The sequence below is a fragment of the Tatumella ptyseos genome, assembly GCF_030552895.1.
Classification (GTDB): Bacteria; Pseudomonadota; Gammaproteobacteria; order Enterobacterales; family Enterobacteriaceae; genus Rosenbergiella; species Rosenbergiella ptyseos_A.
Window position 1 is genome coordinate 563,078 of record NZ_CP130649.1, and the last position, 24,741, is coordinate 587,818.

General features: G+C 39.5%; 26 protein-coding genes, 1 tRNA gene and 1 riboswitch. Of the genes, 26 read left to right on the forward strand and 1 reads right to left on the reverse strand.

Annotation, left to right across the window (positions count from 1 at the left end; all coding sequences use genetic code 11):
• Positions 1 to 41: 41 nt before the first annotated feature.
• Complete coding sequence (locus QJR74_RS02755) at positions 42 to 2,114, forward strand: putative bifunctional diguanylate cyclase/phosphodiesterase (protein ID WP_304373949.1); 2,073 nt, start codon at positions 42 to 44, stop codon at positions 2,112 to 2,114.
• 40 nt (positions 2,115 to 2,154) lie between these two features.
• Here the strand turns inward: QJR74_RS02755 and ftnA are convergent, their stop codons facing one another.
• Positions 2,155 to 2,673, reverse strand: a complete 519-nt coding sequence (gene ftnA / locus QJR74_RS02760) for a non-heme ferritin (protein WP_304373087.1) — start codon at positions 2,671 to 2,673, stop codon at positions 2,155 to 2,157.
• 322 nt (positions 2,674 to 2,995) lie between these two features.
• Here ftnA and prfC point away from each other — a divergent pair, with 322 nt between their 5' ends.
• The 25 genes from prfC to QJR74_RS02885 all read left to right on the forward strand — a co-directional run bounded on the left by prfC (position 2,996) and on the right by QJR74_RS02885 (position 24,458).
• Positions 2,996 to 4,585 carry a peptide chain release factor 3 gene (gene prfC, locus QJR74_RS02765; RefSeq protein WP_304373088.1) on the forward strand — a complete coding sequence of 530 codons (1,590 nt, stop codon included), beginning with the start codon at positions 2,996 to 2,998 and terminating at the stop codon, positions 4,583 to 4,585.
• Between the two features lie 168 nt (positions 4,586 to 4,753).
• Positions 4,754 to 5,335: a BON domain-containing protein gene (locus tag QJR74_RS02770; protein ID WP_304373089.1), complete on the forward strand. Its 582-nt coding sequence runs from the start codon at positions 4,754 to 4,756 to the stop codon at positions 5,333 to 5,335.
• A 70-nt stretch (positions 5,336 to 5,405) separates the two neighbouring features.
• Positions 5,406 to 5,567 carry a DUF1328 domain-containing protein gene (locus QJR74_RS02775; protein ID WP_092673132.1) on the forward strand — a complete coding sequence of 54 codons (162 nt, stop codon included), beginning with the start codon at positions 5,406 to 5,408 and terminating at the stop codon, positions 5,565 to 5,567.
• 56 nt (positions 5,568 to 5,623) lie between these two features.
• Positions 5,624 to 6,415 (forward strand): TatD family hydrolase, encoded by a 792-nt coding sequence (locus QJR74_RS02780; protein ID WP_304373090.1) that lies wholly within the window; start codon positions 5,624 to 5,626, stop codon positions 6,413 to 6,415.
• Between the two features lie 95 nt (positions 6,416 to 6,510).
• Positions 6,511 to 7,290: a deoxyribose-phosphate aldolase gene (gene deoC / locus QJR74_RS02785; protein ID WP_304373091.1), complete on the forward strand. Its 780-nt coding sequence runs from the start codon at positions 6,511 to 6,513 to the stop codon at positions 7,288 to 7,290.
• A gap of 75 nt (positions 7,291 to 7,365) precedes the next feature.
• Positions 7,366 to 8,586: a phosphopentomutase gene (gene deoB / locus QJR74_RS02790; protein WP_304373092.1), complete on the forward strand. Its 1,221-nt coding sequence runs from the start codon at positions 7,366 to 7,368 to the stop codon at positions 8,584 to 8,586.
• A gap of 54 nt (positions 8,587 to 8,640) precedes the next feature.
• The gene (deoD, locus tag QJR74_RS02795) at positions 8,641 to 9,354 is read left to right on the forward strand and encodes a purine-nucleoside phosphorylase (RefSeq protein ID WP_048912690.1); all 714 of its coding nucleotides are present in this window, start codon (positions 8,641 to 8,643) and stop codon (positions 9,352 to 9,354) included.
• A gap of 169 nt (positions 9,355 to 9,523) precedes the next feature.
• Complete coding sequence (mrdA, locus tag QJR74_RS02800) at positions 9,524 to 11,506, forward strand: penicillin-binding protein 2 (protein ID WP_304373093.1); 1,983 nt, start codon at positions 9,524 to 9,526, stop codon at positions 11,504 to 11,506.
• Positions 11,507 to 11,605: 99 nt separating this feature from the next.
• Positions 11,606 to 11,681, forward strand: a tRNA-Phe gene (locus QJR74_RS02805).
• A 162-nt stretch (positions 11,682 to 11,843) separates the two neighbouring features.
• A riboswitch (Fluoride riboswitch) is annotated at positions 11,844 to 11,915 on the forward strand.
• Positions 11,916 to 12,107: 192 nt separating this feature from the next.
• On the forward strand, positions 12,108 to 12,485 hold the full coding sequence (gene crcB / locus QJR74_RS02810; RefSeq protein WP_304373094.1) for a fluoride efflux transporter CrcB: 378 nt from the start codon (positions 12,108 to 12,110) through the stop codon (positions 12,483 to 12,485).
• Between the two features lie 72 nt (positions 12,486 to 12,557).
• On the forward strand, positions 12,558 to 13,418 hold the full coding sequence (locus tag QJR74_RS02815) for a BadF/BadG/BcrA/BcrD ATPase family protein (protein WP_304373095.1): 861 nt from the start codon (positions 12,558 to 12,560) through the stop codon (positions 13,416 to 13,418).
• 407 nt (positions 13,419 to 13,825) lie between these two features.
• Positions 13,826 to 14,125: a hypothetical protein gene (locus tag QJR74_RS02820; RefSeq protein WP_304373096.1), complete on the forward strand. Its 300-nt coding sequence runs from the start codon at positions 13,826 to 13,828 to the stop codon at positions 14,123 to 14,125.
• A 178-nt stretch (positions 14,126 to 14,303) separates the two neighbouring features.
• Complete coding sequence (locus tag QJR74_RS02825; protein WP_304373097.1) at positions 14,304 to 14,549, forward strand: biofilm development regulator YmgB/AriR family protein; 246 nt, start codon at positions 14,304 to 14,306, stop codon at positions 14,547 to 14,549.
• Positions 14,549 to 14,842, forward strand: a complete 294-nt coding sequence (locus tag QJR74_RS02830; RefSeq protein WP_304373098.1) for a hypothetical protein — start codon at positions 14,549 to 14,551, stop codon at positions 14,840 to 14,842. The genes QJR74_RS02825 and QJR74_RS02830 overlap by 1 nt, the downstream gene beginning before the upstream one ends.
• Positions 14,843 to 14,909: 67 nt before the next feature.
• A complete protein-coding gene (locus QJR74_RS02835; RefSeq protein ID WP_304373099.1) occupies positions 14,910 to 15,152 on the forward strand; it encodes a biofilm development regulator YmgB/AriR family protein in 243 nt (80 codons plus the stop codon).
• Positions 15,153 to 15,614: 462 nt separating this feature from the next.
• Positions 15,615 to 15,974 (forward strand): hypothetical protein, encoded by a 360-nt coding sequence (locus tag QJR74_RS02840; RefSeq protein WP_304373100.1) that lies wholly within the window; start codon positions 15,615 to 15,617, stop codon positions 15,972 to 15,974.
• On the forward strand, positions 15,968 to 16,723 hold the full coding sequence (locus QJR74_RS02845; RefSeq protein WP_304373101.1) for a glycosyltransferase family 2 protein: 756 nt from the start codon (positions 15,968 to 15,970) through the stop codon (positions 16,721 to 16,723). The genes QJR74_RS02840 and QJR74_RS02845 overlap by 7 nt, the downstream gene beginning before the upstream one ends.
• Positions 16,724 to 16,739: 16 nt before the next feature.
• Entirely contained in the window at positions 16,740 to 18,467 is a 1,728-nt protein-coding gene (locus QJR74_RS02850) for a hypothetical protein (protein ID WP_304373102.1), read from the forward strand.
• 3 nt (positions 18,468 to 18,470) lie between these two features.
• A complete protein-coding gene (locus QJR74_RS02855; protein ID WP_304373103.1) occupies positions 18,471 to 18,962 on the forward strand; it encodes a hypothetical protein in 492 nt (163 codons plus the stop codon).
• Positions 18,955 to 19,959: a WavE lipopolysaccharide synthesis family protein gene (locus tag QJR74_RS02860; RefSeq protein ID WP_304373104.1), complete on the forward strand. Its 1,005-nt coding sequence runs from the start codon at positions 18,955 to 18,957 to the stop codon at positions 19,957 to 19,959. Before QJR74_RS02855 ends, QJR74_RS02860 begins: the two co-directional genes overlap by 8 nt.
• 20 nt (positions 19,960 to 19,979) lie before the next feature.
• Positions 19,980 to 20,618, forward strand: coding sequence for a hypothetical protein (locus tag QJR74_RS02865; protein ID WP_441007642.1), 639 nt, complete (start codon positions 19,980 to 19,982; stop codon positions 20,616 to 20,618).
• Positions 20,608 to 21,240, forward strand: a complete 633-nt coding sequence (locus tag QJR74_RS02870; protein WP_304373106.1) for an HAD family hydrolase — start codon at positions 20,608 to 20,610, stop codon at positions 21,238 to 21,240. Before QJR74_RS02865 ends, QJR74_RS02870 begins: the two co-directional genes overlap by 11 nt.
• Positions 21,241 to 21,242: 2 nt before the next feature.
• Positions 21,243 to 21,890 (forward strand): hypothetical protein, encoded by a 648-nt coding sequence (locus QJR74_RS02875; RefSeq protein ID WP_304373107.1) that lies wholly within the window; start codon positions 21,243 to 21,245, stop codon positions 21,888 to 21,890.
• A gap of 78 nt (positions 21,891 to 21,968) precedes the next feature.
• Complete coding sequence (locus QJR74_RS02880) at positions 21,969 to 23,975, forward strand: autotransporter domain-containing protein (RefSeq protein WP_304373108.1); 2,007 nt, start codon at positions 21,969 to 21,971, stop codon at positions 23,973 to 23,975.
• 42 nt (positions 23,976 to 24,017) lie between these two features.
• The gene (locus tag QJR74_RS02885; protein ID WP_304373109.1) at positions 24,018 to 24,458 is read left to right on the forward strand and encodes an acyltransferase family protein; all 441 of its coding nucleotides are present in this window, start codon (positions 24,018 to 24,020) and stop codon (positions 24,456 to 24,458) included.
• Positions 24,459 to 24,741 lie beyond the last annotated feature (283 nt).

The following is a 24,741-nucleotide window of genomic DNA, read 5'->3' on the forward strand; positions in this document are numbered from 1 at the left end:
TCCAGCCGAGTAGGGTGAAGTAGGAGAGCCAGTTGGATACGATGAATATGATGCATGTTACGTGGGATAGCGGTTTAGTCATCGCGTCCATATTTATTGCATTCCTCGCCTCTTTCTCTGCGTTAGATACTGTCGCGAGAGTCACCGATAGCCGTGGTGTGAAAGCCCTCTTTTGGTTAGTCGGTGGCGGGGCAGCAATGGGCATTGGTATTTGGTCAATGCACTTCATTGGTATGTTGGCGATGCACTTCCAAGTGCCAATGCGTTATAACCTCGGTGAAACCGTATTTTCAATTATCGTTGCAGTGATTGGATCTATTGTTGCTTTATGGGCGGTATTCCGTCATAACCAATTTACCTTAAAGAACCTGCTGATTGGCGCAACTGTCTTAGGTTCTTCTGTTGTTGCTATGCATTACACGGGTATGGCCGGGCTGCGTATTAATCAGCCTATCGTTTGGCATACGACACCTGTCGTCATCTCAATTATTATTGCCTACACTGCCTCTGCAGTTGCTCTGTGGCTTGCATTCAGACTTCGTAACAATGATGCGGGGGTATTAAACCGCCGTTTTATTGCGGCCTTAGTGATGGGGGCTGCCATTGCCGGGATGCACTATACCGGAATGTATGCCGCGCATTTTGAATCCACGATGCAGGTCTTGCCTGGGGGCATTGGCTCACAAAGGTTAATCATTTGGGTGTTTATGTTCACCCTTATCATCTTAGGCAGCAACTTGTTTGGTGCCATGATTGAGTCGCAATTACGCGTTTCTCGTATGGCTACCAAACTTAAGCAAAGGAATGAAGAATTACGGCAAATGGCGATGCATGATCCGCTCACCAACCTTGCTAACCGAACGCTATTTGAAAATAAACTCAATGATTATATCGCCAGCGCTAAACAAAATACCTCAAGTTTCAGCCTGCTCTATATGGATCTCGATGGATTCAAAATGGTTAATGATGCCTATGGTCATGATATCGGCGATAAATTACTAGTCGACGTGGCTAAACGGCTTGAGCTGGCTATTAATCCGAGTGATATCCTCGCAAGAGTGGGGGGCGATGAGTTCGTTTTATTGTCCAACGCCAATTCGGAGGCAGATGCTTCGCTATTAGCTGAAAAACTAGTAGCCGCTATTGAGCCGGAATTCCAAGTAGAAAGCTTTGAGTTAAGAGTTTCCTTAAGCATTGGTATTGCAATGTTCCCTACGCATGGCATTGAAGCGAGAGAAATGCTTTTCAATGCAGACTCGGCCATGTATCACACTAAAAATAGTGGGCGTAATGGTTTTAGTGTATATCAGCCGTCGATGAGCCCGATTGGCCGTAGTCAAGTTCAGCTTAAAAATGAATTATGGCGTGCTATACATAACAATGAGTTACGCTTATTTTATCAGCCTAAACTAAATGTCACCTCGGGTGAAATAATTGGCTACGAAGCTTTGGTCCGCTGGCAGCATCCGGAACGAGGATTAAAAACCCCAGATAAGTTCCTGCCTATCGCCGAGCAAACGGGGATGATCTTATTGCTAGGTGAATGGGTGTTGAATGAAGCCTGTCGTCAGCTAGCAATTTGGCATCAGCAGGGGGCGGATCACCTGTCAATTTCTGTGAACCTCTCCGCTCAACAATTTGAGCAAAAAAGTCTGGTTTACTTAGTGACAAGAACGCTTGAAGAATACCGGTTGGCTCCCGATAAATTGATTTTAGAAATCACCGAGACAACGGCAATGCGTTATCCGCAAGAGAGTATTAAGATCCTTGAGGAGTTGAAAGCGATTGGCGTGCAGGTCGCGATTGACGACTTCGGTACGGGCTATTCAAGCCTACTCTATCTGCAGAATATGCCGGCGACGGAACTTAAAATAGATCGTGCCTTTATTAATAGCATAGGCCATAAAGATACTGACCCTCGACTATTATCAATGATTATTGAGCTAGCGAAGAGTATGAATTTGAATATTGTCGCGGAAGGTGTTGAAAGTGAAGCACAACAGGCTTACTTGGTGAATTTAGGTTGTGATGTACATCAAGGTTATTACTTTAGCCGGCCCGTCCCGCCTTCTGAAATTACGGTAGTCGCCAATAAATATCCGGCGCGAGCTTAAAAATGATTGCGGACCTTAAATAGGTCCGCAATAGCACATATTAGTTATGAGATGTGACGGGATGAGACTCTGAATTCATCTCACCTAAGTCTTTATCAATCAAGAACAGTCCATTCGAGCTATTCTCAAGCATTCCCAGCTTATCCAGAACCGTTTTAAATAACTTCTCTTCTTCGTGCTGTTCGGCAACATACCATTGTAGGAAGTTAAAGGTTGAATAATCTTGTGACGTCATCGCAGCATGGGCGAGCTCATTAATTTTTTGCGTAATCAGCTGTTCGTGACGATAAGTTAAGTTGAAAAGATCATTAACCGAATCAAAGGTTACTGGAGGCGCTTCAATGGTACCCAGTACAGGTAATGCGCCAGCATCGCTGAGATAGTTGAATAGACGTTGCATGTGGTCCATTTCTTCACGCGAATGGCTGCGTAAAAAAGAGGCGGCACCCTCTAAGCCTTTATCACTGCACCAAGCGCTCATTTGCAGGTAAAGATTTGCAGAATAAAACTCAAGGTTGAGTTGTTCGTTTAGACGAGAAACCATATCAGGCGTCAGCATAGTTGTATCCCCAAAAGTAAAAATCGACTGTCTATGGTTAATAATTATGCACTATGCTAAGCGATAAATAAAGTAAGAGAATAAAAATTTCCCATTTAAATCAATTAGTTAATAATAAAAATCATTCCATATATTGAATGTAATTGTTAATCATTCTTAGTCCACATTACCTCATTGTGTATAGACTTTGCTGAGGGAACAAATTTTATCCCGCCAAGGTCACAGGGTAATACCGAACCCTAGGGAAATCGTGTAAACTAGCGGCAATTGTCTTCATTGAGTGCTTAAGTACTCGCAAACATCAGGAATTAAAGTAAAAAGCATGTCTACAGAACGCCTTCTGCAAGAAGTCGCCCTTCGGCGCACTTTCGCTATCATTTCTCACCCTGATGCAGGTAAAACCACTATCACTGAAAAAGTCCTGCTATTTGGGCAAGCTATTCAGACTGCAGGAACGGTTAAAGGACGCGGATCAAACCAACACGCGAAATCTGACTGGATGGAAATGGAAAAACAGAGAGGGATTTCTATAACGACCTCTGTGATGCAGTTCCCTTACCACGATAAACTCGTTAACCTTCTCGATACCCCAGGGCACGAAGACTTCTCTGAAGATACCTACCGGACACTCACTGCCGTCGACTGCTGCTTAATGGTTATTGATGCGGCGAAAGGGGTTGAGGATCGTACTCGTAAATTGATGGAAGTCACTCGTTTACGCGATACACCTATTCTCACCTTTATGAATAAGTTGGACCGTGATATCCGTGATCCCATGGAGCTGCTCGACGAAGTTGAAAGCGAACTAAAAATAGCTTGTGCCCCCATCACCTGGCCGATTGGCTGTGGAAAACTCTTTAAAGGCGTTTACCACCTCTATGATGATGAAGTGATCTTATATCAATCAGGTAAAGGCCATACCATTCAAGAAGTTCGTAAAATCAAAGGGCTGAATAATCCTGAGGTCGATACTACGATTGGTGAAGAGCTGGCTGGTCAATTACGCGATGAACTAGAACTGGTTCAAGGGGCTTCCCATGAGTTCGATCGTGACCTATTTCTTCAAGGCAAACTTAGCCCAGTATTTTTTGGTACCGCGCTGGGTAACTTCGGTGTCGACCATATGCTTGATGGCTTAGTCGATTGGGCGCCTTCGCCAATGCCACGTTCTACAGACCAACGGGAAGTGGTTGCTGGCGAAGATAAATTTTCTGGTTTTGTGTTTAAAATTCAAGCGAACATGGATCCTAAGCACCGTGACCGTGTTGCCTTTATGCGAATCGTCTCTGGTAAGTATGAAAAAGGCATGAAAATGTATCAAGTGCGCACAGGGAAAGATGTCGTAATCTCTGACGCATTAACCTTTATGGCGGGTGATCGTGCTCATGTTGAAGAAGCATGGCCTGGCGATATCATTGGTCTGCATAACCATGGCACAATTCAGATTGGTGACTCCTTCACGCAAGGCGAGAAAATGAAGTTTACGGGTATTCCTAACTTCGCCCCAGAATTATTCCGCCGAATTCGTCTTCGCGATCCTCTAAAGCAGAAGCAGCTTCTCAAAGGGCTGGTCCAGCTATCTGAAGAGGGTGCGGTACAGGTTTTCCGTCCGGTGAGTAATAATGATTTAATTGTCGGTGCGGTCGGTGTCCTACAGTTTGATGTGGTCGTGGCACGATTAAAATCAGAATATAATGTTGAAGCGATTTACGAATCGATTAACGTCTCGACCGCACGCTGGGTAGAGTGTAACGATGTTAAGAAATTCGACGAGTTTCAACGGAAAAATGAAGTCAATCTTGCACTGGATGGTGGGGATAACCTTACCTACATTGCACCGACCATGGTCAATCTTAATATTACTCAAGAACGTTACCCAGACGTTGTCTTCCGTAAAACCCGCGAACACTAATTCCCATCAACCCACCTTCACGGTGGGTTTTTTTACCTCGTTTGTCAGTTAAATCTTAAAACCGCACAAAATAAATAAACTCTACTATTCTTATTACAATACCGATTGAAGGAAAGAATAATACTTTCTCAGTTAACGGCTAAGAGTCGCTCCTGAGAAATTAATACTATGAAAGTGAAATTAACGTTTAAATCAGTAGGGCTAATGCTATTAGCGCTTAGCGCTCTGGGTAGTTTAGAGGTTACCGCACAACAAAGTCACTCATTGGTGAGTCAATCAGTCAACCATGTTGGCCACTTTTTAAGTGATACCGCGGTAACGGCTAAAGTCAAAGCAGCTATCTTGGATGATAAAAAAATTCAAGTTGCTTCTTTATCTGTAAATACTGAACAAGGAAAGGTTACGGTCAGTGGTTTTGTCTCGACGATGGAAGATAAAGAGCACATCCGTTTACTGGTTCAGAAAATACCTGGTGTCGACAGCTTGAACAATCAATTGCGTGTTCGTCATTCAAAAGAGAGTTCGGTTAAAGTTTATGCCAGCGATGTTGCCACAACGAGTGAAGCAATAATGCGCCTTTTTGCAGATAAACAGATCACGACCCGTCATCTTCATGTAGCGACGAGGCACGGGGAAGTTTTTCTTACAGGCGCAGTGCCTACTCACTCTGAAAAGCAACAAGCAGAAAAACTGGTTAATAGTATCTCAGGTGTTCATAAAGTAAAAAATGAGCTGAAGGTAGAACGCTAATCTGTCTAAAGCTGAGTAATTACATCCATCATGCGCTGTTAAGCAGATAAAATTGAATAAGGAGTGGCTTATGTTTCGTTGGGGAATTATCTTTCTAGTAGTTGCATTGATTGCTGCCGCACTCGGTTTTGGTTCTTTAGCCGGTACTGCTGCATGGGCCGCGAAAATCGTCTTCGTCGTGGGTATTATTCTATTCTTAGTCAGTCTCTTCACTGGACGAAAAAAATTATAGTTTCTGCACTATAAATTTCGCTAGCAAGGATGCTGGCATACTCTATATTACTATCTATGCCTTACATTGATACGCACTGTCATTTTAATTTTCCCATTTTTGCGCAGTATCTTACGCAAAGTCTTAGCGCTACTCGTCAAGCTGATCTACGAGCTATCATCACGCCCGCGACTACGTCTGCTGACTTTGAGTCTATCCTACATCTTGCTCGCTGCACTCCCGAAGTTTTTCCCGCATTAGGTCTTCACCCGCTTTGGACCACTCAGCATCAGGATAAAGACCTAATTCAGTTAAGAAACTTATTAAACAGCCATGACGAAATCATAGCGATTGGCGAAATTGGCGTCGATTTCTTTACTCCAGAACTTGCCGCTATTGCTGCTCGGCAGTGGGAGGTGTTGTCGAGGCAACTGCAGTTAGCGAAAGAGTTCCGTCTTCCCGTAATACTCCACTCACGTAAAAGTCATGATCCCTTGTCGAAATTACTCAAGGATACTCAGCTTCCGGCCACTGGTGTCATCCATGGTTTTACAGGAAGTTACCAACAAGCTAAACGCTTCGTCGACTTGGGATTTTACCTCGGGGTCGGTGGTAGCATCAGTTACCCCCGGGCGAATAAAACGCGGGAGGCATTGGCTAAAGTCCCGTTAAGTCAGTTAGTACTTGAGACTGATGCTCCCGATATGCCGCTCAATGGTTACCAAGGTGAAGTCAATCGCCCCGAACGGGTGGTGACTGTCTGTCAGATACTCGCGGAATTAAGAGGAGAGGCGGTTGAAAGGATTAAAGAAACCACTTGGCAAAATAGCATACGTCTTTTTCCTAAACTATCGACGGTTTTATCTTAATTATTAAGCTGAAGTAGTACATCTTGCTAATAGCTCACACTAAATTGTTAACAGTTTGGTATAATTGCCAAAACCTTTAGATTGAGTAACGGATAATGACTGATTTAACCCAGACCGCTAGATTTGCTTTAGAACTGATGGACTTAACTACGTTAAATGACGATGATACAGAGCAAAAAGTGATAGCCCTGTGCCAACAAGCCAAAAGCACTATCGGAAACACCGCTGCAGTATGTATTTATCCGCAATTTATTGCCACGGCGCGACAAACCCTACAGTTACAAGAAACCCCTGAAATTAAAATTGCGACGGTGACTAATTTCCCTCAGGGGAATGCTGATATCACTGTTGCGGTAGCTGAAACCCGTGCAGCCATTGCCAGCGGAGCCGATGAAGTTGATGTTGTCTTCCCATGGCGTGCTCTGCAGGCCGGTGATGCGGATATCGGTTTTGCCCTAGTCAAAGAATGTAAAGCAGTCTGTGCGTTAAGTGGCGTCATACTAAAAGTCATTATTGAAAGCGGTGAGTTAAAGCATGCTACGCTCATTCGCCAAGCTAGCGAAATTGCGATCGATGCGGGGGCTGACTTTATCAAGACATCAACGGGAAAAGTCCCCGTCAATGCAACGCTCGATGCCGCACGGGTTATGCTTGAGGTGATCCGCGATAAAAATAAAGCAGATAGTGTAGGTTTCAAGGCTGCTGGCGGGGTGCGAACTGCGGAAGATGCTGCTGCTTACTTGGCATTAGCGAGCGAGATCTTAGGGCCGGATTGGGCAGATAAACGACACTTTCGCTTCGGCGCATCGGGGCTACTCAGTAGCTTGCTGGCAACCTGCGGAGAAGGGGAGCAAGACCTGCAAGCGAAATATTGAGACTCTCACTGATAATCGGTGCATACTGTTCTGATCGATAATTTTTATCTCACTGGCCTTAGTAAGGAGATGAGTATGAAACGTGCCTTTGTAATGGTTCTCGATTCATTCGGAATTGGTGCCAGCCAAGATGCAGAAAAATTTGGTGATAAAGGGTCAGATACCTTTGGCCATATTGCTGAAGCCTGTGCACAAGGTTTAGCCGATCAGGGCCGAAAAGGGCCGCTGGCTTTACCTCACTTAACCTCGCTTGGTTTAGTCAAAGCAGCAGAAATCTCAACCGGCAAAATTGCGGCAGGAATGGATGGCGATGCTGAGGTCATTGGCGCTTACGCGAGCGCGCAAGAGCTCTCCTCAGGTAAAGACACACCTTCTGGACACTGGGAAATTGCCGGTGTGCCAGTTCTATTTGATTGGGGCTATTTTCCTGAGAAAGAGAACTCTTTTCCAGATACGCTGTTAAGGCAGTTGGTGGAAGAGGCTCAATTGCCGGGCTATTTGGGCAACTGTCATTCATCCGGCACAGTAATTTTAGATGCGTTAGGTGAAGAGCATATGCGCTCAGGTAAGCCGATCTTTTATACCTCGGCCGACTCCGTCTTCCAAATAGCCTGCCATGAAGAGACTTTCGGTCTAGAGCGCTTGTACCAATTATGTGAAATTGCTCGCAAATTATTAACCGATGGTGGCTACAACATCGGGCGGGTAATTGCACGTCCATTTATCGGCGAAAAAGCGGGGCAGTTTGAGCGTACGGGCAATCGCCATGATTTAGCAGTGGAACCTCCGTCACCTACCGTTCTAGCCAAGCTAAAACAGGCGGGAGGGGAGGTAATTTCCGTCGGTAAAATCGCGGATATTTATGCCGAACAGGGTATAACCAAAAAAGTGAAAGCTACGGGACTTGATGCCTTGTTTGATGCCACGATCAAAGAGATGGAATTGGCACCTGATAATAGCATCGTCTTTACTAACTTTGTCGACTTCGATTCAAGTTGGGGTCATCGTCGAGATGTACCGGGTTACGCTGGGGGACTAGAGCTATTCGACCGCCGCTTACCTGAGCTAATGGCTCGAGTGAAAGATGGTGATATCTTGATTTTAACGGCCGACCACGGCTGTGATCCTACTTGGTCTGGAACGGACCACACCCGTGAACATATCCCAGTATTAATCTATGGCCCAGATGTGGAGCCAGGGTCGCTGGGACAGCGCGAGACGTTTGCCGACATAGGGCAAACCTTAGCGAAATTTTTTGAGCTAGAGCCGATGCAATACGGTAAAGCACTATTTTAATATTGATCGGCTGGGTGAAGCGCCCTACCGATAAAGTGAAAGGAAAAAATAAAGATGGCTACTCCACATATTAATGCTGAAATGGGTGATTTTGCAGACGTCGTGTTGATGCCTGGTGACCCGTTGCGTGCGAAATTTATCGCAGAAAACTTCTTAGAAAATGCAGTGGAAGTGAACAATGTTCGCGGTATGCTGGGTTTCACTGGAACTTATAAGGGTCGTAAAATTTCCGTCATGGGACATGGCATGGGTATCCCATCTTGTTCTATCTATGCGAAAGAGCTGATCACAGAGTTCGGTGTGAAGAAAATTATTCGTGTTGGTTCCTGCGGTGCGGTATTACCACAGATCAAACTGCGTGATGTTGTGATTGGTTTAGGAGCCAGCACGGACTCTAAAGTCAACCGCATGCGTTTTAAAGACCATGACTTTGCTGCTATTGCCGATTTCGATATGGTTAACAACGCTGTAACAGCGGCGAAAGCATTGGGTGTAGAAGCTAAAGTGGGTAATATCTTCTCTGCCGATCTCTTTTATTCCCCTCAACCTGAAATGTTTGATGTGATGGAAAAATATGGCATCTTAGGGGTGGAAATGGAAGCCGCTGGTATCTATGGCGTAGCTGCAGAATTTGGTGCAAAAGCGTTAGCAATCTGTACGGTTTCAGATCATATCCGTACTCATGAACAAACTACCGCTGAAGAACGCCAAACCACCTTCAACGATATGATTAAGATTGCTCTGGAATCAGTTTTACTGGGTGACTAACCCTTAGTTAACCCCGTATTATCGTTAGAGAGAAGAGCGCCGTTGGCGCTCTTCTTTGTTATTAAATGACACACTTTAATTCGTCTCCGAAGCGAATGTTACTGGCGCTGAGGTGGAATCCCATTATTATAGGCGTTGAAATTTTGTGGCCCTCCAATAGTTGTTGTCGATGAATCTGCGTAATTTTGAAACTGAAAAAAAGTTATTTACCCGTCGAGCGCTGGTGGCGTTAGGTTTTGTCTGCCTATGCTTTACCATTCTCGGTATCAATCTTTGGCATTTGCAGATTCAACAGCACGCTTATTACCAAACACGTTCTAATGCTAACGATATCAAAATGATCCCTATCGCTCCTACGCGCGGGATGATTTATGACCGTAATGGCATCCCTTTAGTCCAGAATGTGACGCAGTACGACCTACAGCTAACGCCCTATAACATCACCAATATGCAGGATACGTTAGATCAACTGGCACCCATTATTGATCTCACCGCAGAAGATGTTGCAGATTTCAAAAAACGCCTAAAATCGACAAGTAGGTATAAGCCAATTATCGTGAAAGAAGAGTTGAGTGAGGAAGAGATTGCTCGCTTTTCTGTCAATGAATACCGTTTTCCTGGTGTGAGTATCAACTCATTCCAAGACCGGTTTTACCCTTATGGCGCCTCATTGGCGCATGTCGTAGGCTACGTTTCAAAAATTAATGATCGTGATGCTCAACGACTGAACGCCGAAGGTGTTGGTGAAAACTATGCTGCTGACCATAATATTGGTAAGCAGGGTATTGAAGGATATTATGAGTCAGCACTGCATGGTAAAACCGGATACCAAGAAGTAGAGGTGGATAATCATGGCCGTATCATTCGTGTCTTGAACGAAGTTCCGCCGACCGCAGGGAAAAATATCTGGCTAACTCTTGACCTACATCTACAGCAATATGTTGAAAGCCAGTTAGTCGGACAGCGTGCCGCGGTATTAGTTGAAGATCCGCATGATGGGTCAGTTTTGGCCATGGTCTCTAGCCCTAGTTACGATCCGAATCCTTTTGTTAAAGGGATTAGCTATCAGTCTTATAAGCAGTTACTGCAAGATAAAGATTTGCCATTGATCAACCGTGTGACTCAGGGACTTTACCCACCGGCCTCAACAGTTAAACCCTATATGGCAATGTCTGCGCTATTAAATAATGTTATCACGCCGCAAACCAGTTACTTCGGTGCCCCAACTTGGACTCTACCGGGCACCGATCGACGTTACCGTGACTGGAAAAAGACCGGACACGGTATGTTAAATGTTACCCGGGCGATTGAAGAGTCAGCAGATACTTTCTTCTATCAAGTTGCTTATATGATGGGTATCGACCGAATACACCATATGCTAAGTCAATTTGGTTACGGCAAGTTATCGGGGATTGACCTGAACGAAGAGTACAGAGGGTTACTGCCTAGCCGGGAGTGGAAGCTGAAAGCGCGTAAAAAAGCGTGGTATCAGGGGGATACTATCTCGGTAGGTATCGGGCAAGGGTACTGGATTGCAACGCCGATTCAGATGGAAAAAGCCTTAGTAACCTTGTTGAATAACGGTAAGGTGATGATCCCCCACTTATTACAAAAGCAGCAGTTGGGTAATCAAGTCGAGCCTTATAAAGCCCCTGAACAATTCACCCAAGTGGGTACGGCAGATTCTCCTTACTGGGGACTGGTTCGTCGCGCGATGTTCGGTATGGCAAATGCTCCTAACGGAACAGGCTATAAATACTTCCATACCGCGCCTTATGGTATTGCGGCAAAAAGTGGTACTTCACAGGTCTTTAGCTTACGTCAAAACCAAGTCTATAATGCCAAAATGATTCCGGTACGTTTACGTGACCACATATTTTACACGGCATTTGCTCCCTTTGATGATCCTAAAGTAGCAGTGACTCTGATATTGGAAAATGGGGGAAGCGATGGCGTGGTGGCGGCGCCGGTCATGCGCAAGATACTTGACCATATCATGTTACCGCATGACTCTGATGCAAGTTTGACGCCAGGGCAAGGCGTACCTACGATGCTGCCAGTAGAAAGTGCACACCCGGGAGCTATCTTGGCGACACCTACAGAGCCAGTCACCACTGCGACCCCTCAACCAGCGATAGCCCAGCCAAGATGAGAGTAAAAGCATCATTTTGTCGTAATGTTGAGCAAATGGATTTAATTTTTTGAAAGAGTGTTGACGAGGATGCGGGAATAAGGTTTAATGCGCCCCGTTGCCCGAATAGCTCAGTCGGTAGAGCAGGGGATTGAAAATCCCCGTGTCCTTGGTTCGATTCCGAGTTCGGGCACCACTCATTCAAAGGCCCCGCAGAAATGCGGGGCTTTGTCGTTTCTAGTGGTGACGTTATTCACTCCATTTAAGGCTAAATGATTTACCCTAGTCCAGATCCATCTTCTAATCCAAGCCCAGAATTGTCTCTTAACTTGCAGAGGCTAATCCCATCAAGTATGCTCCATTGTAAGGTGATGGTGTTCCACCTTTCCCAACTGCCAAGACATTCTTGGATGATGACGCCTGATATATAACTTACTTAATGCTAATGGCTTATATGTCAGGACTTGTCATGAAAAAAAGACTACAAATCTCCTTCTCATCATCTCCTCTTTTTCCGCAGTTTCATTCATCCGGAATAGCGTGTCGGTTTTCGTTAAACGATAAAATCTCTCTGTCATTGTGTATCGCAAAATGCGTTCATTTTTTATAGTTGGAGTATAGGATGTTCAAATCTCTATTAGCCGTAATTATTGGTGGCTCGCTAGGGTGTGTGATCCGTTGGTTATTGACGCTTAGATTAAATAGTCTTTTCCCTAATCTCCCACCGGGAACCTTACTGGTTAATTTACTTGGTGGTTTTATCATAGGTGGGGCAACGGCCTATTTTCTGCGTCAACCACAACTCGACCCTTACTGGAAAGTACTTATTACTACTGGCCTGTGCGGCGGAATGACCACTTTCTCAACATTTTCGGTGGAGGTTTTTTCTCAATTACAGGTTGGAAACTATTTATGGGCAATAGGATCTATCCTTGTGCATGTAATAGGCTCATTATTAATGACAGCGCTAGGGTTCTTAGTGGTTACCGTAATCACCTAAGAATCACTTAGCGCTAAACAACATATTGGAAGGGCATTCCTCGCTCATGGGAAGATGAAAGGGAGAAGTAACATGTCAACCTATAGAATTGGGATAGATGGCGGTGGAACACACTGTCGTGGCCGTCTGGTAGATAGCCAAGGTAACCTGCTTGCCGAATGTCGCGGTGGTACTGGCAACGTTTATAGTCATTTTGAGTCAGCCCTGACCGAGGTTGAATCAGTAGTTAACGAGCTTTTCACCCTCGCAAACCTATCAAAGAGCCGGTTTGCGGAAAGTGCGATGGTAGCCGGTTTAGCAGGGGCGAATGTACCTAGCGTTCTGCAGCGACTCGAAAAGTGGTGTATCCCCGGCTTGCAGCATAAAATTGTTTCTGATGTTGAAACTGCTTGTTTCGGTGCCCACCACGGTCGACCAGGGGCGATATTTATTTGTGGGACAGGTAGTCAGGGTGCAGTATGGAATGGCCAATATTTCCAATTAATCGGAGGCTGGGGTTTTATGCTGTCCGACCTTGCTTCTGGTGCAGTGTTAGGTCAAAGAGCTTTACGCCTCGCGCTACTAGCGCATGAGGGGATTATTGATGAAAGTTCATTAACACAATATATCATGAGTTCATTTAAGCACGACGCAGAAAAGATGTTGTTATGGACACAACAAGCACGCCCTAAAGATTGGGCGCAATATGCCAAATATGTGTTCGATTATGCACAATGTGATGATTACCATGGCGTAAGTTTAGTGAGAGAGAGCGCTAAAGATGCCGAATTAATGATCAATACGCTTTTGCGGCAAACAGAATTGAATGTTGCGTTATTAGGTGGAATTACCGAACCCTTAGAGCCTTGGCTCTCAGCTGATATCCGTCGGCAGTTGGTTCAACCTAAAAGCGATGCACTAGCCGGTGCTATCCTAATGGCTGAGAAGATATAGGGTTAAGAATGATCTCAATTTTATTACTTAAGGGGAGTTGGGTAAGGGGAAATAAGATAAAATGGGTTTTTCCTTAAAAATTAATGCTTATAATTCAGAGTATTATATTCATGATTGACGTTATTACCTTAATAAAAGGCCATTTAACTTGCTACAAATGTTAATGGCTTAACAAGTGTATTAGGTTATGTTTTACCAAGAATTTTTATATGTCATTGAGTTTGCAAGGAAATCTTTACAATTGGAGTTATAAACTTCTATACTTAATGCAATCATGGTAGAACAAGCCAATGCCAAGCTGTGTCTTAGCTTTTAAATGACGTTACAAAACTAGAACTCACGCATTTTTAGACTATACTCAGTAAGTATTACGAAGCTTAGTTATACTCCAGTGTAAGGAGGTCTATTTGTATATTTCTGATGAAGTTAAGCGTAATGAATTGATTGGTGAAGTTACCATCCGCCTTATCTTCAACAGGGAAGAAGTCACAACGGATAATCTGGTCAACGAGCTAAAAGCCATGGCTGAAAGCGAAACTGACGAAGTCCGTTTGCTATTGATGCATGAAGTAAGGCGCTGGTTACTGGGCTACCTAGGATTAGGATGCTTGACCCCCGAGCGTGCAGGTTGGTTAGATAAACTTGAATCTGCATCGTTACGTTCGCCAGCCGATCTACGACTAGTGGTTTCTCGAGATGAAGATTAACCGACACTAGTGGGGCTTGCACTCAGCTTGCAAGCCTCCATCTCCCCCCTTCTGATTTACTTCCGCCTAAAAATTTTCTTATAACAGTAATTTTTCTAAACTGATCTGTACAAATGCAGCATATTTGTTTATTTTGTAGGTAATAGTTAGGGTCCTATGAATAGACAAGGAGCTAGAAATGCGTCAGCAAAATCGTGAATCTTCTCTTGCCAATCCAAATAACGCTTTTTCAATGATTGAAAATTTGTCCGATGACCAATTAATGGGCATGTTAATCGTTGAGTTGTTAGAATCAGGTAAAAGCCTTAATCGTAAAACAATTTCTACTAAGCTATTGAATTGTATAGAGCTTGCTGAAAATGATGCGCAGGTTAAGCGCTACCAAGAGTTGATGCTATTGGTCCTCGAGAGAGAACTAAACTGATGGTCAAAGAGCTCGGCTTTACTCAAAATTGTGTGGATGACATCATAGGAGAAGCCGTGATCGCTTTGTTGAAGTTGGGTGGACCTATCACGACTTCAACATTGTTAAGTAAATTAACTGATATGGCGGAGCTGTCTGCGAATCAGGACAGAACAGAAGCTTGCTTACAAGGCATTATTGAGATTAAGCAGAGCATATCAAAAAATTATCAAGAACGTAGTCAATTCCTCCGTAACCAAAGTTCGCTGTTTGCTAGCGGTAACTCTCATCACAGCTATGATACTAAACATTGATTGTTTCTTAGGGCAAACGCCCTCTAAATCTTTCAGCTCTCTCTCCGATTGCGCGGAATACCGTACAATGGGACGTACAACCTTAACGGCTGACTTTATTTCGACTATTGATAATCGCCATGACAAAGAGAAAATTGTTCTTGGTAAGACTGTCAAAAAAGTTCTAGTAGAAACGGGTGAAATAAGTAATAAAGCAATCATATTAAGTTTGATCAAACAAATAGAATTCACACACGATTGCAATGAAAAAACTATTTTGTGTAATGCATTGGAAATCATTGTAGGTATTACACCTGACGACATCATCTAGGCCACAACCACTTCTAGCCCCCCATAAAGCCTTATTTTCATATGATTAACTTAATGAATAATATTGAGTTAATACATCTAAATATTCCTATAAATAAATTACAAGCTAAAAAATAAAATCTATTATTAATATTCTTGTAAAAATAAATTTTAAATATCGCCATTTATTAAGATTACGATCTTTTAACATTATTTGCGCTATATAAAAAATATAACTGAATAGTAAAAAACGATTTTTATAGTATAAAATATCGCTATAACCAGTAATGGTCATTTCAAATTTTGCTAAATGAGTTTTACAGCGAATAAAAATCGATATAGTATGTCGTGAAAATTAGCCAGCTATATAAATGAATCTAGGCATAAAACACTTAATTACCGTTTTAATGAATTTTTTCTTAATATTTATTGTTCTTTAATTGAGCTGTCTTAAATGATCAAAGACTGCTATTAGGTGAGTTAATTGAAAATAGATAATCTGAATTCAATGTGTAAGGGGTGGTTTGTTGGCGATTTTGAACCAGCAGTATACCTATCTAGAGATATTGAAATTGCTATTAAATATTATAGTTGTGGGGATTATGAAGAAAGTCATATGCATAAAATAGCAACCGAAATTACAGTCATAGTAAATGGTCAGGCTAAAATGAGTAATAGGATTGTTAAAACAGGGGATATCATTACCATGGCCCCTGGTGATGAGACTGATTTTTTAGCATTAACAGAAGTCACAACAGTAGTTGTTAAATATCCAAGTGTAAAAAAAGATAAATATCCAAGTGTTAAAAAAGATAAATATAATAGTGGGAATTCAATATGCTAAATATAGTAATCCCTATGGCAGGGGAGGGTAGTAGGTTCAAAGAAAAAGGTTATTTAGAACCTAAGCCAATGATTGACGTGAACAGTAAAAAAATGATTGAGTTAGTTGTAAATAATATAAGGCCAGATAGAGAACACAGATTTATATTTATATGTAAAGAAAAACACATAGTTGAATATAAATTAAAAGAATTACTCGAAAAAATTTCTCCAGACTGTGTGATTATTCCTATCGAAGGCACAACGAATGGCGCTGCAGAAACCGTACTGGTTTCGAAAAATTATATAAATGATGATAATGAATTGATGATAGCAAACTGCGATCAGTGGATAGATATTGATATAAACGATTACCTAGAGGTTATTGATAGCAAAAAAATTGATGGTATGGTCATGTCTATGACTGCTGAAGATAATAAGTGGTCTTTTTTAAAATTAGATAAGCAAAATAATGTAGTTGAGGTGAGAGAAAAAGAAGTTATATCAAACCAGGCAACGGTAGGAATATATAATTTTAAAAAAGGAAGCGATTTTTGTTCAGCGGCGACTAAAATGATTGAAAAAAATGATAAAACTATGGGCGAGTTTTATGTGGCTCCTGTTTATAATTATCTTATTAAAGATCAATTAGCGGTAATTAGCCATTATAATATAGGGCAAGAATTTAGTGGTATGTATGGACTGGGTACACCAGATGATTTGAAACGATTTCTGAAAAGTCATATTTTAAATAAAGCTACTGATTTTTAAATCTACCATGAATATAATGCACTGTATTAACGACAAGAAATTAGGATTAAAGAAACCATTTAGACTATTTGATACGGACTATTATGAACAATTAGGTTTAAAAAAAACTACTTTTATAACTTTCTCGAAAGTAAGTCGCTCGGAAAACGTTAGATATATTAAAGTAAATGGAACCCAAAGATTAGGCAAACTAGAGCAAGGTGATGTTTTTCTTCATAATATTCAGTGTGAATCTCCTTTTTATGCACAGATATTTTGGGATATAGCGCATCAAATCACTATCAATAATTATTTATACATAGAAGAAGATTTAAAAGTAAAAAATATTATAGATAAGGAATACTATTCTAACAGTTTTAAACTTATTGAAGTTATTGATAACAAAATATTTAAATATAGAAAAATTTCACCATTGCTTATTGAGCAAGATAAGGGTATTGACTCTTGGAGTTTTTGCATTCCTGTGGGTTATAGTGATCCTATTTTTCTAAATAAATGTGTAGAAAGAATACTCTCTTTAGATATTCCTAAAAAAGAGGTTATTTTGTGTGGTAAGCCTCATGAAGGTTTTAAGTATTATAATTCAGTGAGAATCATTGATGATCATAGTGAGCCCGAAACAAATCATATAACAAAAAAGAAAAACCTACTAGTGAAGAATGCTTGCTTTGGAAATATATGCATTTTACATGATAGAGTCTTACTACCCTTAAATTTTTATGATGCTATAGTAAAATTTGGTGACAACTACCCATTAACTGGATTTCAGTCATTTTATTTCCATGATAAATATAATTTTATACCTAGGAAATACTCTGATTTTAACACAATATCACAAGATTTAACGCAAGAGATAGATATAGATAATGTTAAAAAGGAAGACACTAAACTCATTAGTAAGCTTTTTTATTATTATCAGCACCCTGCTAGATCAAGCTTTGGACATGATTATTTAACGGGTAGTTTATATCTAACAAAGAAAAGTTTATGGAGTAATTTTCCGCAGAATGAAAATTTATTTTGGAATGATTACGAGGACATTGAATTTGGAATAAGAATGAGTAGTTATGGAGTACCCTGTAGGATAAATCCCTATTCGATTACACAAAGTATGAACTCTCGTTCAGTTATTCATTATTACGGATATGTTGCTACAAATAATTTCAGTGGTAAAGTCAGTATGTCTCGTTGCTTTTTAGAAAGTATACCTTTCATAAAAAGAAAACCATTATTTAAGATATCTAACGAAGAAGCACGGCAACGTATCTATACTTTTTCAGAAAAGTATGGAGCTAATAAGAAAACATTAATGCAGATAGCTAGCTCAAGGATGACCGGTTTTTCAAGGTTTATTATAATTAAAAAAGTCATTAGTGATATTACCGTTACACTTGATTCAATTGAGAAATTTATCGATGATTTTTCTTTTTATATCTTATGTGAACCCATGGCTCCCAATGAATACGATAATATTATAAGAGTAATGTTTTCATCTGCTAGTCCCAAAACAAAAAAAGAGACACTGATCAAAAGCTTTATATTGAATAATCAATTATTTCACTCTTTCTCCTCATCACCTTATTATAAAAATAATGATGATTGGTTTATAAAAAAAGGATTTTTAAGTGATTTAGGGACTTGGATCTCTGCAATAAATTTAAAATACTTTATTCCAGGTGTTTATTTTAAGCAAAATTGTAGGTGGATATATCAGGAATTGAAAGATACAACACTTTGGAAATAAATAATGGATATAGAGATAAAAGGGATTACTGAAGAAGAATATGGTTTATGGACTAACTGTAAACAAATCGATTTTTTATATAAAAAAGAAAAAAGCGATGTAGTAATATCTAAAATAGGATTTAACTTAGAGGATGTAAAAAACTTTAATTTAGATTTAGAGACTTCACGTCATATTATCTTTGTTAAAGTTCATAATGATAAGACTTATGATATTTATAGAGAACACTTGATAACACTAATAAAAATGATGATTCTGAATAGAAAATATTATGATACGACAATAATAATCGTATCGGATAAAAACCAAGAATATAGAAACGAGTTAACGAATTTTTTTTATTTGAATACGCATTATGAAAAAAAATCAGGATGTGGGCAAAACATTTCTTTAATTAAATGTCTTTCGATGAGGTTTATAGGATTTACAATCACAAACTACGTAATAAAGATAAGTGATAGTTTTCAAAAATTAATGAAAAAAATGGTTGAATGATGTATCAAGTATCTTTTGTCTTTCAAGGTGTTTTTTTGATGATAGAAATGATGATACATTATCTAATATTAAAAAAGTAAGGGTTATATACCCCCGATCGGAAATTATACTCTCTACTTGGTCACTGGGATTAGATGAAGAGAAAAGAATAATCCAAAAACTAAAAGAAATAGGTGTAAAAGTTATCTTTAATAAAGATCCTGGGCCACTAATTTTCAGGGATGGTAGCTACAAGTGGGTAACTAATATCAATCGAATGATAGTTTCAACTAAAAATGGTGTTGAAGCTGCTAGTCGTGCATACGTGGCAAAATTGAGAACTGATAGTTTTTTTATTAATGATAATTTGAAGAGTTTTTTTCTTAAAAGGGAGTTAATAGGATCTAAATATAATAGAGATAGGGAATTTTCTTTGTTCAGTGAAAGAATTATAAATTGTAATCTCTTTGCAAGACATAGTCGTTCATATCGCCCTTTCGATTTTCACCCTGGGGATATAATGTTGTTAGGCAGAAAAGATGATGTGCTAAGTTACTTCGATGTACCGTTAGCAGACGAGAGTATTTTCGATGTTATTTTTAATAGATCTATCTTCAGTCTAATGTCTCTAGTTCCAGAACAATATCTATGGGTGAGTTATATAAAGAAAATGAATACTACCTTCAATTATAAAGGAAATAAAGAAAAGTCAAAGGAGATCACATTTATTTCTGAGAAGTATTATATTAACAATTTTATTCCATTAAGTTGCCAACAATTAGGTTTTTTTTGGCCAAAATATGGTTATAAATACAAAAATAAAGGGGATGGTTCTATTTATTATTATAGTGACTGGGTGAGAATTAATGAATTCCATAATAATCATAGAACAAGCCCTTACAGCTTTTGGTTTGATTTTCAAATTATATCTATAAAATGGATTCTATTTTTCTTGTATCTACCGCTAAGATATAGATTCATAAGAAGGATTTTAATGAATTTGAAAAGCAGGGTCTAAATGTAAACGGAGTTAAAGTGATGATATCGATATCGCACCGTGGCTATTGGCTGAACTCGGTAGAAAAAAATACTTTGATAGCTTTCAAACGATCTTTTTCTCAAGGCTATGGCACTGAAACTGATTTAAGGGATTATTGTGGCGATATTGTGATAAGCCATGATATTCCTACCGGCGAATCAATAAGATTCGAAGCTTTTTTAGAACTTTTTGTTAAATATGATAATCAATTACCCTTGGCTCTTAATATTAAATCAGATGGTTTGGCAAAAAAAATAAACGAATTTTTAAGATTCTATAAAATAAGTAACTACTTTTGTTTCGATATGTCAATTCCGGATACAATTAAATATTTTGAAGAGGATATGAATGTATTTATGAGACGGAGCGAGTACGAAGCCGATAACGAGCTTTTCTTTTATGCGAAAGGGATTTGGCTAGATAGTTTCAATTCTAATGTATTTTGCTCAGATGAGGTAATTGATTACCTAGAATCAGGTAAAAAGGTCTGTATAGTATCGCCAGAACTGCATCGGAAAGATGAATCAGAAATGTGGAAAGAGATTAAGTCGCTGCCTGTAGAGTATTATGGATCCGATCGGTTGTTAATCTGTACCGATAAAATTGAAAAAGTGTTTGAGTATTTTTATGAAAAATAAAATAAAGGCTGTAATTTTTGATATGGATGGTGTTCTGATTGATGCTAAAGAGTGGCACTTTCATGCTTTGAATAGATCATTGAAATTATTTGGGATGCAGATTGATTATCAACAACATCTTATGCGGTTTGATGGTCTACCTACTAGAGAGAAGCTAGCTATCTTAAATAAAGAAAAAAATCTTCCAGTAAAAATTTTCGATTTCATCGAACAATTAAAACAGAAGTATACATTAGAAATTGTAGAAACCCACTGCTATCCAAAATTTCAACATGAATATCTACTATCACGTTTATCTTGTGAAGGTTATAAACTAGCAGTTGCTTCCAATTCTGTCAGAAGAACCGTACAAACAATGTTATCGAAAGCTAACATTATTCGGTATTTCGATTTTATTCTTTCAAATCAAGATGTACAAAGGAGTAAACCTTTTCCTGATATTTATGTAAAGGCTATTGAGAAACTAAAATTATCTCCCGATGAGTGTTTAATTGTAGAGGATAATGAGAACGGAATTAGAGCGGCGGAAGCCAGTGGCGCGCACTTGCTAATTGTTAACAATATTCAAGAAGTCAATTATCTAAACGTGGTAGATAAAATATCATATTTAGAAGGGAGATAATATTGAAGATAATCATTCCTATGTGTGGGAAAGAACCTCATAATCTAGACCAACATAGTTTACTACTAAAATCGTTACAGGAAATTGATACCTCGACAATGTTGCAATCGCTTCAGCAATGTAGCGAGTCAATAAAACATGGCGTTGAGATTTTGATTATCTTATCGAAGAATAGTGCACTGGATAATTTATGGGATTCATTAGATGAAAATGTTAGGTTGATAAAAGTAGTTGAAGCACCACCTCACGATATTTGTACCTGTTTATTAGCTAGTGAATACTGGCAGGACGATGAGGAAATAGTTATATGTAATATAGAACAGTGTTTGGAAAATGAATTAGATAAACTAATTGGATATTTCAGGATGAAAGGGAGTGGTTTGGGGGTAGTTAGCTTTGGTGCATCAGAATCGAACATTTCATACATAAAAAGGGACAATAATCATTCAATTATTGAAGTCGTCGAAAGTCACTCGAAAAGTAATGATGTGTTGGAATATCTTTTCTTTTTCAACAGGGCAAGTTTGTTTTTTAAATTAGCCACATCAGTAATTCTTAAGAAAAGCAGTGTAGAGGATAGTTTTCATCTCTCGGCTTGTATTAATGAAGCTCTATTGGAAAGGGTTCAAGTGGACGTGTATCAAAGATAATGTAGTAAATATAATAGTTACGATCTTTTTTGCTGTCTTCAACATTATGGGAAAATTATTATTAATCAAGGATGTTAAATGAAAAAATCAATTCATTTACTGGTTTTTTTGTCTTGTTTCTCTCCGACTTCTTTTGCTTTTGAAAACGTGGTGAGCTTTGGAGATAGCTTAAGCGATGGTGGTAATTTGGATTTCTTTGGTTCAAGAACGAGATATATTTCTGGTGATGACTCTCTCCTCTATAATGAAATTATCGCTTTAGATTTTACTGGTAAAAAGTTAGAAGTAAGTTCAGCGGGAGGAACCAATTATTCAACCTCTGGTGCGACAGCGAGTAACACTCCTCTTCTTATTCATAAGACCGAGAAACAACTCAATGAGTATTTAAGTATTAATGAGGGTAAAGCCAATAAAAATAACTTGTATATTTTTTGGGCTGGTGCCAACGATATCACGGCTGATGTTGAGATGAGTTTACTAAAGTTAAAATTTAATGCACTTTTCAGTGAAGGTGATCATTATCTTCTATCAGATGCCCCACGCCTTGTTGCCAATCAGGTGGGTACACTACTAGAAAGGGGAGCAGGCTTAGTTGTCGTTCCTAACCTCCCCAATGCAGGACTAAGCCCTTGGACAGCCACCGCACTATTTGGTTTTTCACAAATGCTGTTGGGGGGAAATATTTTAGATCTACCCAGCTTGTATAAGATTCAAGATGACGCATTACGCCAACAGGGTAATGTCTATGGAGAAGAACTCAGACAAAAAGCTATTATTACCTCTTTACATAATGTTCTTAGTAACTATGGGTTAAACTTACCTGAAACCCTGGTTGCAAACGTCTACCGTACTCTACTTTCACTCGAGAATCGTTTAACTCAACAATTTAACTACGATTTAGAATCCAGTCTTGCCAACCTAAAAGGCAATATTGCTTATGTAGATAGTTATAATTTATTTCAAGAAATGATTGATGATCCGTTAACTTATGGCTTCGACAACATTTTAGTACCGATATGCCAAATTGGTGTAGGGGCGCCGTTCTGTAATTCGTCACATCCATCATGGCATGATGACCAAACTTATCTCTTTTCCGATTGGTTTCATCCTAGTCCTGAAGCACATAAAATTATTGCACAATATATATCCTCTCTACTCAGTGCACCTCTACTGATCACTCAGCTTGAAAAGCCTATGCAAAGTTTGATGCTAGGCCAACACAGTTTTTTAATGTCTCAATTAGCGTTCTTCCGGCAAAATAGGTTGAAAAACAGCAAATACCATATGTTCGGGGGATATCAAGATAATTTGATCACGATAGGCTCGTCATCAAAGCAGTCGATGGGCCGCAGTAATTTAGGAGTCATTATTGAAGCCAATGATTATTTATCGGTGGGCGGAGCGCTGAGTATGGGGAGTAAAACTTCAGTTCGTTTAGGGCCACAATTGCAGACTCATTATACAGACAGAATGATGTCATTATACGGTCAATTACTATTAGGCAAGAGTTGGTTTTCGACACAAGTCAGCGTTGGTGATGTGAAATTCAACGATATAACGCGTACCATTGCTTTAGGCAAGGCCACGAGAAAAGAACGAGGGGGGTCAAAAGGGAATCATTTAAGTGGTTCAATAAATGGCGGTTATGATTTCACTCTTGGCGAACAGTTACTTCATGGGCCAGCTCTCTCTGTGCTCTATAGAAAGGGTAAAGTTAATGGGTTTGTCGAAAAATCTTCAAGCAGCAGTGCGATGCAGTTCAGTCGTCACCGTTTTGCTGATAGCTACCTCTCTACTGGTTGGCGATTTGCCTGGAAAAATAAGCCTGTAAAACCTTTCTTTGAAATAAACTATATTCATCCCATTTATAAAAAAGAAACACTCATCAATGGAGGGTTAAAAAACACCGCAACAAGTTTTACTTCTAAAACCAATCTTGCAGATAGTTCTACTATTAATGTTAAATTAGGGACAATATTTGACATTAATAATAGTATTCAAGCTTTTATCACCGCAGATGTTCCTAAGATAAAAAAGGAAATTTCCGACGTATATTATTCTGCGGGATTTAATTTTACTTTCTGATTAGTTGATAGAGGGGTAACCCTCTATTAATTTGAGGCGAATATGATTATTTATGATAAAAGTAACTTAGCATCAATCACCGCCCTACGGGGGATTTCTGTAATTTTAGTGGTGCTTTATCATTATAGTTGGTTTGTTCATCCTTTGGAAACGACCTTTTTGCGTAGAGGCTATATAGGTGTCGATATATTTTTTATTATTAGTGGGTTCTTAGCTTGTCATACTACTAAAAAATTAGGTGCATCACCTTTTAACGCTATAAAATACTTTTTGCAGAGATTGGCCCGTATCTATCCAGCGTATCTTATCGTCACACTACTTTACGTCTCAGTTTATTATTTTCGTGGGTTTGAAAATTTAAGCCTTTGGTCAGTGATTAAAAGTCTCTGCTTTTTCCCTCAATCTTCACAGACCGGCCCTTCATACGGTTCACCCGTGGTAGAGGTGGGCTGGACGTTGAATTACGAGTTTTTTTTTACATAGTGGTTAGTTTTAGTATACTCATAAGTAAATCTAGACAAATAGTTATAATTGCCATAATTGTTTTTATTTTTCTTGTTAGGTGTGTTTTTTTAATTATAAATGATGATTTAGCGCAGCAAGTGCTATTATGGTTTAGCTTTGCTACAAATCCTATCATTCTTGAATTTATCTCCGGTTATCTTATCTCTTATCACTATAAGAAGGTATTACACCTAGTAAGTAAAGTTAGAAGTGTTTTTTTTAATGTTGGGGTATTTTTTGTTTTTTTCTTGGTTTTATTTGA

Excerpts from the sequence above, each read along its gene's own strand:
- QJR74_RS02770 (WP_304373089.1), top strand. The coding sequence starts at position 4,754 with ATGAAAGTGAAATTAACGTTTAAATCAGTAGGGCTAATGCTATTAGCG.
- mrdA (WP_304373093.1), top strand. The coding sequence starts at position 9,524 with ATGAATCTGCGTAATTTTGAAACTGAAAAAAAGTTATTTACCCGTCGA.
- QJR74_RS02835 (WP_304373099.1), top strand. The coding sequence starts at position 14,910 with ATGGGACGTACAACCTTAACGGCTGACTTTATTTCGACTATTGATAAT.
- deoC (WP_304373091.1), top strand. The coding sequence starts at position 6,511 with ATGACTGATTTAACCCAGACCGCTAGATTTGCTTTAGAACTGATGGAC.
- QJR74_RS02825 (WP_304373097.1), top strand. The coding sequence starts at position 14,304 with ATGCGTCAGCAAAATCGTGAATCTTCTCTTGCCAATCCAAATAACGCT.
- QJR74_RS02880 (WP_304373108.1), top strand. The coding sequence starts at position 21,969 with ATGAAAAAATCAATTCATTTACTGGTTTTTTTGTCTTGTTTCTCTCCG.
- QJR74_RS02885 (WP_304373109.1), top strand. The coding sequence starts at position 24,018 with ATGATTATTTATGATAAAAGTAACTTAGCATCAATCACCGCCCTACGG.
- crcB (WP_304373094.1), top strand. The coding sequence starts at position 12,108 with ATGTTCAAATCTCTATTAGCCGTAATTATTGGTGGCTCGCTAGGGTGT.
- QJR74_RS02780 (WP_304373090.1), top strand. The coding sequence starts at position 5,624 with ATGCCTTACATTGATACGCACTGTCATTTTAATTTTCCCATTTTTGCG.
- ftnA (WP_304373087.1), bottom strand. The coding sequence starts at position 2,673 with ATGCTGACGCCTGATATGGTTTCTCGTCTAAACGAACAACTCAACCTT.
- QJR74_RS02815 (WP_304373095.1), top strand. The coding sequence starts at position 12,558 with ATGTCAACCTATAGAATTGGGATAGATGGCGGTGGAACACACTGTCGT.
- QJR74_RS02865 (WP_441007642.1), top strand. The coding sequence starts at position 19,980 with ATGATATCGATATCGCACCGTGGCTATTGGCTGAACTCGGTAGAAAAA.
- QJR74_RS02845 (WP_304373101.1), top strand. The coding sequence starts at position 15,968 with ATGCTAAATATAGTAATCCCTATGGCAGGGGAGGGTAGTAGGTTCAAA.
- deoD (WP_048912690.1), top strand. The coding sequence starts at position 8,641 with ATGGCTACTCCACATATTAATGCTGAAATGGGTGATTTTGCAGACGTC.
- QJR74_RS02775 (WP_092673132.1), top strand. The coding sequence starts at position 5,406 with ATGTTTCGTTGGGGAATTATCTTTCTAGTAGTTGCATTGATTGCTGCC.
- QJR74_RS02850 (WP_304373102.1), top strand. The coding sequence starts at position 16,740 with ATGCACTGTATTAACGACAAGAAATTAGGATTAAAGAAACCATTTAGA.
- QJR74_RS02870 (WP_304373106.1), top strand. The coding sequence starts at position 20,608 with ATGAAAAATAAAATAAAGGCTGTAATTTTTGATATGGATGGTGTTCTG.
- deoB (WP_304373092.1), top strand. The coding sequence starts at position 7,366 with ATGAAACGTGCCTTTGTAATGGTTCTCGATTCATTCGGAATTGGTGCC.
- QJR74_RS02855 (WP_304373103.1), top strand. The coding sequence starts at position 18,471 with ATGGATATAGAGATAAAAGGGATTACTGAAGAAGAATATGGTTTATGG.
- prfC (WP_304373088.1), top strand. The coding sequence starts at position 2,996 with ATGTCTACAGAACGCCTTCTGCAAGAAGTCGCCCTTCGGCGCACTTTC.
- QJR74_RS02755 (WP_304373949.1), top strand. The coding sequence starts at position 42 with ATGAATATGATGCATGTTACGTGGGATAGCGGTTTAGTCATCGCGTCC.
- QJR74_RS02830 (WP_304373098.1), top strand. The coding sequence starts at position 14,549 with ATGGTCAAAGAGCTCGGCTTTACTCAAAATTGTGTGGATGACATCATA.